At 67.8% G+C, this 9,711-nt stretch carries 8 protein-coding genes and 1 pseudogene; 5 read left to right on the top strand and 4 right to left on the bottom strand.

Annotated elements, in window-relative coordinates; genetic code table 11:
• The 5 genes and pseudogenes from GJ693_RS10790 to GJ693_RS10770 form a co-directional block, all read left to right on the top strand.
• Positions 1 to 212 (top strand): annotated as a pseudogene (locus GJ693_RS10790) (tRNA uridine-5-carboxymethylaminomethyl(34) synthesis GTPase MnmE); the annotation flags it as partial.
• 254 nt (positions 213 to 466) lie between these two features.
• Complete coding sequence (gene mnmG / locus GJ693_RS10785) at positions 467 to 2,323, top strand: tRNA uridine-5-carboxymethylaminomethyl(34) synthesis enzyme MnmG (RefSeq protein WP_197042118.1); 1,857 nt, start codon at positions 467 to 469, stop codon at positions 2,321 to 2,323.
• 1 nt (position 2,324) lies between these two features.
• Entirely contained in the window at positions 2,325 to 2,945 is a 621-nt protein-coding gene (gene rsmG, locus GJ693_RS10780; protein ID WP_156256310.1) for a 16S rRNA (guanine(527)-N(7))-methyltransferase RsmG, read from the top strand.
• The gene (locus GJ693_RS10775) at positions 2,942 to 3,718 is read left to right on the top strand and encodes a ParA family protein (RefSeq protein ID WP_156256309.1); all 777 of its coding nucleotides are present in this window, start codon (positions 2,942 to 2,944) and stop codon (positions 3,716 to 3,718) included. Before rsmG ends, GJ693_RS10775 begins: the two co-directional genes overlap by 4 nt.
• A gap of 11 nt (positions 3,719 to 3,729) precedes the next feature.
• A complete protein-coding gene (locus tag GJ693_RS10770; RefSeq protein ID WP_156256308.1) occupies positions 3,730 to 4,599 on the top strand; it encodes a ParB/RepB/Spo0J family partition protein in 870 nt (289 codons plus the stop codon).
• Positions 4,600 to 4,835: 236 nt separating this feature from the next.
• On the opposite strand, the gene holA is transcribed toward GJ693_RS10770, so the two are convergent.
• The 4 genes from holA to GJ693_RS10750 are packed head-to-tail and all read right to left on the bottom strand — an operon-like array spanning position 4,836 to position 9,361.
• Entirely contained in the window at positions 4,836 to 5,861 is a 1,026-nt protein-coding gene (holA, locus tag GJ693_RS10765; RefSeq protein WP_156256307.1) for a DNA polymerase III subunit delta, read from the bottom strand.
• Between the two features lie 23 nt (positions 5,862 to 5,884).
• A complete protein-coding gene (gene lptE / locus GJ693_RS10760; protein ID WP_197042117.1) occupies positions 5,885 to 6,397 on the bottom strand; it encodes an LPS assembly lipoprotein LptE in 513 nt (170 codons plus the stop codon).
• On the bottom strand, positions 6,390 to 8,912 hold the full coding sequence (leuS, locus tag GJ693_RS10755; RefSeq protein ID WP_156256306.1) for a leucine--tRNA ligase: 2,523 nt from the start codon (positions 8,910 to 8,912) through the stop codon (positions 6,390 to 6,392). The genes lptE and leuS overlap by 8 nt, the downstream gene beginning before the upstream one ends.
• 8 nt (positions 8,913 to 8,920) lie before the next feature.
• Complete coding sequence (locus tag GJ693_RS10750; RefSeq protein WP_156256305.1) at positions 8,921 to 9,361, bottom strand: DUF3576 domain-containing protein; 441 nt, start codon at positions 9,359 to 9,361, stop codon at positions 8,921 to 8,923.
• Positions 9,362 to 9,711: the final 350 nt, after the last annotated feature.

Here is a 9,711-nt window from a genome sequence, read left to right as displayed (position 1 = left end):
CCGGCGAACCCGCCCTCCTCGCCCACGCCCGCCACCGCGCTGCCTTCGCCGACGCCGAAACCGCCCTGCGCGAAGCCGCCCACGCCCCCGAACCCGTCCTGCGCGCCGAGCATCTCCGCGCTGCAGCCCACGCCTTTGGCCGTATCGCCGGGCGCGTGGGCGTGGACGACGTGCTGGACCGGATCTTCAGTCGGTTCTGCATCGGGAAGTAAAAGAGAAGAATAGGCCTCCGGCGGGCAGGGACGCAGTCCCTGCACCCGTTCGTTTTCGGGCGCGCACGATCCTGAGAGCGCTCGCCAGCGCCGCAGGCAATGAAAGGAGCCTGCGGCGCTGTCTTGAAAGCACAGGCGCCGCCCAGAATCGAAAGTGGGTGCAGGGGCTCAGCCCCTGCCCGCCGGAGGCCCTCCTTCCTTCTCCCCGAATGTTTCACGTGAAACATCCGCGCCGAATCGCTATGGACACCGCCATGCACGATTATGATGTCATCATCGTCGGCGCCGGCCATGCCGGTTGCGAGGCAGCTGCGGCCGCCGCCCGTCGTGGTGCGCGTGTCGCGCTGGTGACGTTGCGCGCCGATGATCCCGGCACGTTGAGTTGCAATCCGGCCGTGGGTGGCATTGGCAAGGGCCACCTGGTCACCGAGATTGACGCCCTGGGTGGCATCATGGGTCGGGTGACCGATGCGGCGCGGTTGCAGGCGCGGCTGCTGAACCGGTCGAAAGGCCCCGCCGTCCACGGCCCGCGCGCGCAGGTGGATCGCGCCTTGTATCGCGCGGCGATGGCGCAGGTGCTGGCGGAGTTCCCCAATCTGGCGGTGATCGCGGCGGCGGTTGAGGGGTTGGTGCTGGCGCAGGGCCGCATCACGGGCGTCGACGCGGCGGTGGGCCGGCTCAGCGCACCGGCGGTCGTTCTCACCACCGGGACCTTCCTGGGCGGCATGATGCACATTGGCAGCCAGCGCGAAGCCGGCGGCCGGGTTGGCGCGCCAAAGGCCTCTGGGGCGTCCGATCTCGGCGCCGCGCTGCGGGCGATGGGTCTTCCTGTCAGCCGCCTGAAGACCGGCACGCCGGCGCGGCTCGATGGCCGCAGCATCGATTGGGCGGTGCTGGAGTGGCAGCATGGCGATGCGGACGATCCGCGCTTCAGCCGGCGCAGTGTTCCGAATGGCCGCCCGGCGCTGCCCTGTGCCATCACCCGCACCAATGCGGAGACGCATCGCATCATCCGTGATCATCTGGGCGAATCGGCGCTTTATGGCGGCCATATCGATTCGGTCGGGCCGCGCTATTGTCCGTCGATCGAGGACAAGGTGGTGCGCTTTGGTGACCGTGACGGCCACCAGATTTTCCTGGAGCCGGAGGGGTATGACGACATCACCATCTATCCCAATGGTCTGTCGACGTCGTTGCCGCTGCACGTGCAGGAAAAGTTCATTGCCTCGATCAAGGGGCTGGAGCGCGCCCGCATCCTGCGTGCCGGCTATGCCATCGAGTATGATCATGTCGATCCACGCGCGCTGACGCCGGGGCTGGCCGCCAAGGACGTGCCGGGCTTGTTCCTGGCCGGCCAGATCAATGGCACCACCGGCTACGAGGAAGCAGCGGCGCAGGGCCTGGTGGCGGGCGCCAACGCCGCGGCGGCCGCGCTGGGCCAGCCCGATCTGATCGTGGACCGCACCCAGGCCTATATCGGCGTAATGATCGATGATCTCACCACCCACGGGGTGGCGGAGCCTTATCGCATGTTCACCAGCCGCGCCGAATACCGCCTGCGCCTGCGGGCTGACAATGCCGATCAACGGCTGACGCCGCTGGGCCTGTCGCTGGGCCTCATCCCGCCCGACCAGGCGGCAGACTTCGCCAATGAGCAGGCCGCGCGGGCGGCGGCGCGGGTGTTGCTCGACAGCCTGTCCGCCACGCCGCACCAGCTCGCCAGCCATGGCATCGACGTGCGCCAGGATGGCCAGTCGCGCAGCCTCTTCGAATGGCTGCGCTTTCCGGCGGTCACCCATGAAGCGGCGCGGCGCGTGTGGCCGGAGCTGGCGCAAGTGCCCGATGATCTGCTCGCCAGCCTGGCCGTGGACGCCAATTATGCCTCCTATGTGACGCGGCAGGAGGCTGAGGTCGCGGCGCTGCGTCGCGATGAAGCGCTGAGCCTGCCGGCGTCGCTGGATTTCGCGGCGGTTGCTGGCCTGTCCAAGGAAATGGTCGAGCGCCTGAGCCGGGCACGGCCATTGACGCTGGGCGCCGCAAGCCGTGTCCCCGGTATCACGCCGGCGGCGCTGATCGCCCTGCTGCCGCACACGACCCGCCGAGCGGCCTGAGATGAGCGACGATGCCCGCGCCGCCTTTGCGGCGGAGTTTGATGTTTCACGTGAAACATTGGCCCGGCTTGACCGTTATGCAGAGTTGCTCACCGAATGGCAGCAACGCATGAACCTCGTCGGCCCATCCACCCTGCCCCACATCTGGGATCGCCACTTCCGTGATTCGGCGCAACTGCTGCCGATCGCCGGCACCGGCAAGTCATGGCTCGACATCGGCGCCGGTGGCGGCTTTCCCGGCCTGGTGCTGGCCATCCTTGATCCAACCGCGCGCTTCACACTGGTCGAATCCATCACCAAGAAATGCCGCTTTCTGGACACCGTCAGCCAGCAGACGGACACGGCGGGCCACGTGCAGGTCGCCAATGTCCGCATCGAGGCGCTGGGCGGGAGCAAATTTGACATCATCACCGCCCGCGCCGCCGCCAGTCTCGACACCTTGTTCGATTGGGGCCTTCGTTTCGCCGGATCCGGCACACGCTGGATCCTGCCGAAAGGCGCGCGGGTGCAGGAAGAGCTTGCCAGCGCCGCCAAGCGGTTCCACTTTGAGCATGAGCTGATTCCCAGCCGCACCGATTCCGATGCCCGCATCGTGGTCGCGAAAGGGGTTAAACGCCGATGATCATTGCGATCGCCAACCAGAAGGGCGGGGTGGGCAAGACCACCACGGCGGTCAATCTGGCGACCGCGCTGGCCGCGATCGGCAAGCGCGTGCTGGTGGTTGATTCCGATCCGCAGGGCAACGCCTCCACCGGCCTGGGCATCGGCCGCAAGGATCGCGAACCGTCGATTTATCAAGTGCTTGTGGATGGTGTGCCGGCGGCCGAGGCGGTGCGCGATACGGCCATTCCGGGTCTGGCCATCCTGCCCGCCACCTCCGCCCTTGCCGGCGCCGAAGTCGAACTGGTCGATGCCGATCGCCGCGCCCACCGCCTCGCCGACGCGCTGGCCAGCCTGCCGGCCTTCGATGTCGTCATCATCGATTGCCCGCCGTCGCTGGGCCTGGTCACCGTCAATGCCCTCGTCGCCGCCGACAGCGTGCTGGTGCCGCTGCAGAGCGAATTCTTCGCACTCGAAGGGCTCAGCCAGCTGCTCGGCACCATCGAACGGGTGAAGGCCGGACTGAACCGCCGGCTGGAACTGCTGGGCATTGTGCTGACCATGGTCGATCGCCGCAATCGCCTCTCCGACCAGGTGTGCGCCGATGTGCGGGCGGTGATGGGTGCCAAGGTCTTGAAAACAATGGTACCGCGCAACGTCCGCCTCTCGGAAGCGCCCAGCCACGGCCTGCCGGCCCTGATCTATGACAGCCGCTGTGCCGGCTCCGAAGCCTATCTGGCCCTCGCCCGCGAACTGATTGATCGCATCGACGGGCCGCTCGCCCTGGCGGGATGAAGAGGACGTAAATGACTGACGCAAAACGGAAATCTGGCCTGGGTCGCGGCCTTTCAGCCCTGCTCGATGATATCGCCGCGCCGCCGCCCGCCTCGGCCCCCGGCGTCGTGCGCCTCCCCGTTGCCGATATCCTGCCCAACCCCGGCCAGCCGCGCCGCCAGTTCGACGAAGCCGCCATGGCCGAACTCACCGCCTCGGTGAAGGCCCACGGCATCCTGCAGCCCATCCTGGTCCGGCCGCTGGGCGGCCGTCACCAGATCATCGCCGGCGAACGGCGCTGGCGGGCCGCCCAGGCCGCCGGGCTGCACGAAATCCCCGTCGTCATCCGCCCGCTCGATGACCGGCAGGTCGCTGAAATCGCGCTGATCGAAAATATCCAGCGCGCCGATCTCAACGCCATCGAGGAAGCCCGCGGCTACCAGAAACTCATCGCCGACTTCGGCCACACCCAGGCCGTCCTCGCCGATATCGTCGGCAAGTCGCGCAGCCACGTCACCAACTTGCTGCGCCTGCTCGATCTGCCCGCGCCCGTGCAAGCCCTCGTCGAATCAGGCGCCCTCTCCATGGGTCACGCGCGCGCCCTCGTCGGCGTCGCCAATGCCGAACAACTGGCCGAACAGGCTGTAAAGCAAGGGCTTTCCGTGCGTGCGCTGGAAGCCCTCGCCGCCGGCGGCAAGACCCGGCCCGCAAAACCCCGCACCAGCGCCCCGGCCGCCGCCAACGATCCCAACAGCGATGCGCTTGAGGAACAACTGGCCGAAGCCCTCGGCATGCCCGTCGCCCTGCAAGTCGCCCCCGGCGCCACCAGCGGCAGCCTGACCATCCGCTTCGCCGACCTCGACCAGCTGGACCTGCTGTGCGCCCGGCTGGGGGTAGCTTGAGAAGTTAGGAGGGCCTCCGAGGGCACCCATCGAAACAGAGTTTCGATGGGACCCGCCGCGGGCAGGGACTCAGTCCCTGCACCCGGTTGTTGTCAGGCAGTCCCCCACAGCAAGACAGCGCCGCAGGCAATATATCCTTGCCTGCGGCGCCGTCTTCAAATTTGAGCGTCATCCAAAACGAAAGTGGGTGCAGGGGCTCAGCCCCTGCCCGCCGGAGGCCCCTTTTTGCCCCTTCTTCAGCGCCGGCGCGCAGCCACCGACGCCCGCCGCGTCAGGTCCAGCAGCATCTGCTGCACGCCCAGATCGGCAATCCCGCCACTGGATTTGACCGCGCGTTCGGCGGCCAGCACGTCGCCCATGGCGCTGGCCAGGGCCGGCTGCGGCCACAGGCTCAACGCCTTGATCATGATGGGCTTTTCTTTCCAGAAGATGGCTTTGCCCTGGCCTTCCACCACGGCGGCCGGGCTCTGGCCCTGGTCCACCTCGACGCGCAGCAGGGTGAGTTGCGCGAGGCGGCGTTCGAGGGCACGGAGCAGCGGGATAGCGGTGCCGTCGGCAAGGCGGCCGATGAGATCGGTGGCTTCGGCGACGTCACCGGTGGTGATGGCGGCGATGGGGGCGAAGAGTTCGGCCTCGCCGGATTCGATGCCGAGTGCGGCCATGTCCTCCAGCGCCAGGCGCTGCGGGCTTTCCGGGCTGGCGTCCTTGTAGAGCGCGAATTTTTCCAGTTCGCGGCGCATGATCATGCGATCGCCGCCGCTGCTTTCGAACAGCGCTTCCGGCACGCCGCGCTCCAGCCGCAAGCCGAGAGGGGCAGCCATGTCGGCGGCGAGGCGGCCCGCGTCGCGCAAGGAGGCTTCATAGTTGATGCAGGCGGCGACTGCGGCATGTTTTTCGGCCAGCGCCAGCAGCTTGCTGCCCTTCTTGAAGCTGCCGGCGGTGGCCAGCACGGGGTGGCCGGGCGGCCCGTCGAGCAGGGCCTGCACCGCCGCCAGGCCATCTTCATCCAGCCCGTCGACACGCACCAGCTCGCGATCCCCGAACATCGACAGGCTGGTGGCCGCGGCGAGCAATGCCTGGCTGTCGGCTTTCAGGGCCGCGCCGGCCAATTCGGTGACGGTGACGCCGGCGCCAAGGCCGGCCGCGACCTGGCCGGCCATGTCGCGCGAGGCCGATTCATCCGGGCCGTGCAGCAGCACCAGCCGCAGATCCGCCGGCCAGGCGCGGGCGATGAGGGCGATGCGGCCAGAATCGACTCTCATCCGTCTGCCTTCACGCCGCCGCCTCAGCCCTTGGCGGCGCGGGCGTAACGGGCCAGCCGCGCGCTGATCTGGCGGGCGATATCGATGGAAAGCCGTTCCAGCGCCGTGGTTTCGGCGGCGACAACGGCGAAATTGGAGCTGACGCGATCGATCCCGGCATCGGCGGCGGCGGTATCGTCCACCAGCACGGTGCCGGTCGCGACATCGACCAGCCGATAGCGGGCCCGCAGCGTGCGCCGCTCGCGGGCGGCCGAGGAGTCGCCGCGCACGCCAAAGGCAGTGATCTGGTCGTCCAGCGCGACTTCGAGGCGATAGCGCGGGTTGGCGGCGCTGTGGCCGAACTGCTCCTCCAGCGCCTGGCGCACCATGAAGCCGGAGCGTTCCGGGATCGGCGCGATGCCGATATCGGCCAACAGCGTCGCCGGCGCCGATTGGCTGCCGCCGCCATAGACCGGGCTGAGCTGGCAGCCGGCGAGGGCCAGCGCGGCGCAGATCAGCAGGGCAAGGCTGCGTACAGGGCGGGGGGAATCAGGCAACGATGTTCACCAATCGATCGGGCACCACGATGATCTTCTTTGGGGCGGCGCCGTCAAGGGTGCGCTGCACGCCGGGCAGCGCCAGCGCGGCGGCTTCCAGCGCGGCCTTGTCGCTGCCCTTGGCCGCGGTGAAATCACCCTTCAGCTTGCCGTTGACCTGCACGGCAATCGTCACCTCATCATCAACCAGCAACGCCGGGTTGGCGACCGGCCAGGCCGCATCGCAGACCAGGCCCGGCTGGCCGAGCAGCGCCCACGCCTCTTCGGCCAGGTGCGGAACCATCGGTGCCACCAGTTGCACGCACGTGATCACGCCCGCACGGCGGCTGGGGCCGGCGGGTGCGCGTTCCAGGGCGCCGACCAGTTCATAGAGGCGGGCAACGGCCTTGTTGAACTGCAACTTGTCGATGTCGCCGGTCACCGCCGCGATGGTGCGGTGAACAATGCGATCCAGCTTGGCATTGGCCGCACCGTCAACAGCCTGCACCGCGTCTTCGGCCAGGCGCCACACGCGCTGCACAAAACGCCAGGCGCCGTCGATGCCGGCTTCGGACCAGGCCAGATCGCGCTCGGGCGGACTGTCCGACAGCATGAACCAGCGCACGGCATCGGCGCCATAGCGGCCAAGGATGGCATCGGGATCGATGACATTCTTCTTGGATTTCGACATCTTGATGACGCGGCCGATCTCCACCGGCTGCCCATCTGCCTTCAGCGTGGCGCCGGAACCGGTGCGCTCCACCTCGTCGGGGGCATACCAGATCGGCGGCAGGCCTTCCCCCTGCGGTCGGCTGTAGGTCTCGTGCGTCACCATGCCTTGCGTGAACAGGCCAGCGAACGGCTCGGCCACGTCGAGCATGCCGATACGCTGCAGGGCGCGGGTCCAGAAACGGGCATAGAGCAGGTGGAGGATGGCATGCTCCACCCCGCCGATATACTGGCCCACCGGCAGCCACTTCGCCGCCACCGCCGGGTCGAACGGGCGATCATCCGGCGCACTGGCGAAGCGGATGAAATACCAGGACGAATTGGTGAAGGTGTCGAGCGTGTCGGTCTCGCGCCGGGCCGGCTTGCCGCATTGCGGGCAATCCACATGCTTCCACGTCGGGTGGCGATCGAGCGGGTTGCCGGGGATGGAAAAGTCCACATCATCCGGCAGGATCACCGGCAGTTGCTTCTTGGGCACCGGCACGGCGCCGCAGATCTCGCAATGAATGATCGGGATCGGCGTGCCCCAGTAACGCTGGCGGCTCACGCCCCAATCGCGCAGGCGATATTGCGTCACGCCTTCGCCCCAACCCTCGGCCTCGGCGCGGGCGATGACGGCAGCACGCGCCTCGTCGGCGGTCATGCCGTCGAGGAAGCGCGAGTTCACCATGCGGCCGGGGCCGGTGTAGGCCTCGTCGTGGATCGGCGCATTTTCCTCGCCGTCGGCCGCGACGACGCGGATCACGGGCAACTGATATTTGCGGGCGAAATCCAGGTCGCGCTGATCATGGCCGGGGCAGCCAAACAGCGCGCCGGTGCCATAGTCCATCAGCACGAAATTGGCGACGAACACCGGCAGGCGGATCGCCGGATCGAGCGGGTGGATGACGCTCAAACCCGTGTCAAAGCCCAGTTTTTCCTGGGTCTCGATATCGGCGGCCGCGGTGCCGCCGGCCTGGCATTGCACGATGAAATCCGCCAGCGCCGGATTGGTTTCCGCGCAACTGCGGGCGAGCGGGTGATCGGCCGCGATGGCCGCAAAGCTGGCGCCGAACAGCGTGTCGGGCCGGGTGGTGAACACGTCGAACTGGCCGCCTTCGGCCACCTGGAAGGTGAACTTCAGCCCAGTTGAACGGCCGATCCAGTTCTCCTGCATCAGCCGCACCTTCTCCGGCCACGCGTCCAGGCCCTGCAGCCCACCCAGCAGATCGTCGGCGAAATCGGTGATCTTCAGGAACCACTGGCTCAACTTGCGGCGTTCGACCAGCGCGCCCGATCGCCAGCCGCGGCCATCGATCACCTGCTCGTTGGCCAGCACGGTCATGTCGACCGGGTCCCAGTTCACCGCCGATTCCTTGCGATAAACGAGGCCGGCGGCCAACATGTCGAGGAACAGCGCCTGTTCGTGGCCGTAATAGTCGGGCTCGCAGGTGGCGAGTTCGCGGTTCCAGTCCAGCGCGAAGCCCAGCCGCTTCAGCTGGGCGCGCATCGCGGCGATGTTGGCCCGGGTCCAGGCGCCGGGGTGAACGCCCTTTTCCATCGCGGCATTTTCGGCCGGCATGCCGAACGCATCCCAGCCCATCGGGTGCAGCACTTCAAAACCCTGCGCCCGCCGGGCGCGTGCCATCACGTCGCCCATCGTGTAGTTGCGCACGTGCCCGATGTGGATGCGCCCCGACGGATAGGGAAACATTTCAAGCACATAGGCCTTGGGCCGCGGGCTGTCATCGCGCGCGGCAAAGCTCTGCCGTTCATCCCAAAGCGCCTGCCACCGCGCTTCGGCGGCCTGGTGGTCAAACCGGGGCATGGGGGGTCTCAGCGATCAGGAACGATGGCACTGCGGCGCAGATCGCGCGCCTTGCCCAATATGGTCTCTTCCAGCCGCTGCACGGTGCCGGCGCGCACATTGGCCTCGGCCCAGCCGGTGGCGCCCAGCGTCTGGCGCTGCACGCTCACCCGCACTGCATCGGCGCGCAGTTCGGCATCGAGGATGGTGACCGTCACCTTCACACGTTCGTTGGCGCTCTGCGGCGAGACATACCAATCGGTGATGATCACGCCGCCGTTGGAATCGACCTGGGCCAGCGGCATGAAGGCGATGGTGTCGAGTGCGGCGCGCCACAGATAGGCGTTGATGCCCAGCGTGGTGACACGGGCCGGCGCTTCGGCCGCAAGCCTGGGCTTCTTGCCGCGGCTGCACGCCGGCGCCAGCACCGCCAGCGAGGACAGGAAGACCAGGGTTGCAAGTCGCCGCATGGCAGAACCTTCATCACGAAAACGGGCCGAACAGGCCGGGTTGTGGCCCGCCTTTTGGCATGTTGCACCCGCCCCGCCAAGCCCGCAGCAACAGGCAAACACCCGGCCGCCGAGCGATACTGTGTGCCTGTCGCCACAGCAGCGGCGAAAACGCCCGCAACCAGCCTGTTCATTCTGCCGTTACGTTCAATCGCATATGGGATTCCCACCCTGCAGTTGATAGGAGTCAGGGGTATGAAACCGGGTGCCGATTCGGCCGCGCTCGCGCGCGCGCAACGGAGCCCAGCCACCACGTGGCTGGCGGCCGCCGCGCTGTGCCTGCCGCTGCTCGCTGTCGCCGCTCCGGCCGA

Origin of the sequence: Sandarakinorhabdus oryzae (assembly GCF_009733735.1) — a bacterium.
In the GTDB taxonomy this organism is placed as follows: domain Bacteria; phylum Pseudomonadota; class Alphaproteobacteria; order Sphingomonadales; family Sphingomonadaceae; genus Sandarakinorhabdus; species Sandarakinorhabdus oryzae.
Note: the sequence above shows the minus strand (reverse complement) of the source record. Positions and strands in the feature narration are given on the sequence as shown.

Coding starts and splice junctions, on each gene's coding strand:
- rsmG (WP_156256310.1), top strand. CDS start 2,325: ATGAGCGACGATGCCCGCGCCGCCTTTGCGGCGGAGTTTGATGTTTCA.
- GJ693_RS10775 (WP_156256309.1), top strand. CDS start 2,942: ATGATCATTGCGATCGCCAACCAGAAGGGCGGGGTGGGCAAGACCACC.
- GJ693_RS10770 (WP_156256308.1), top strand. CDS start 3,730: ATGACTGACGCAAAACGGAAATCTGGCCTGGGTCGCGGCCTTTCAGCC.
- holA (WP_156256307.1), bottom strand. CDS start 5,861: ATGAGAGTCGATTCTGGCCGCATCGCCCTCATCGCCCGCGCCTGGCCG.
- leuS (WP_156256306.1), bottom strand. CDS start 8,912: ATGCCCCGGTTTGACCACCAGGCCGCCGAAGCGCGGTGGCAGGCGCTT.
- GJ693_RS10750 (WP_156256305.1), bottom strand. CDS start 9,361: ATGCGGCGACTTGCAACCCTGGTCTTCCTGTCCTCGCTGGCGGTGCTG.
- mnmG (WP_197042118.1), top strand. CDS start 467: ATGCACGATTATGATGTCATCATCGTCGGCGCCGGCCATGCCGGTTGC.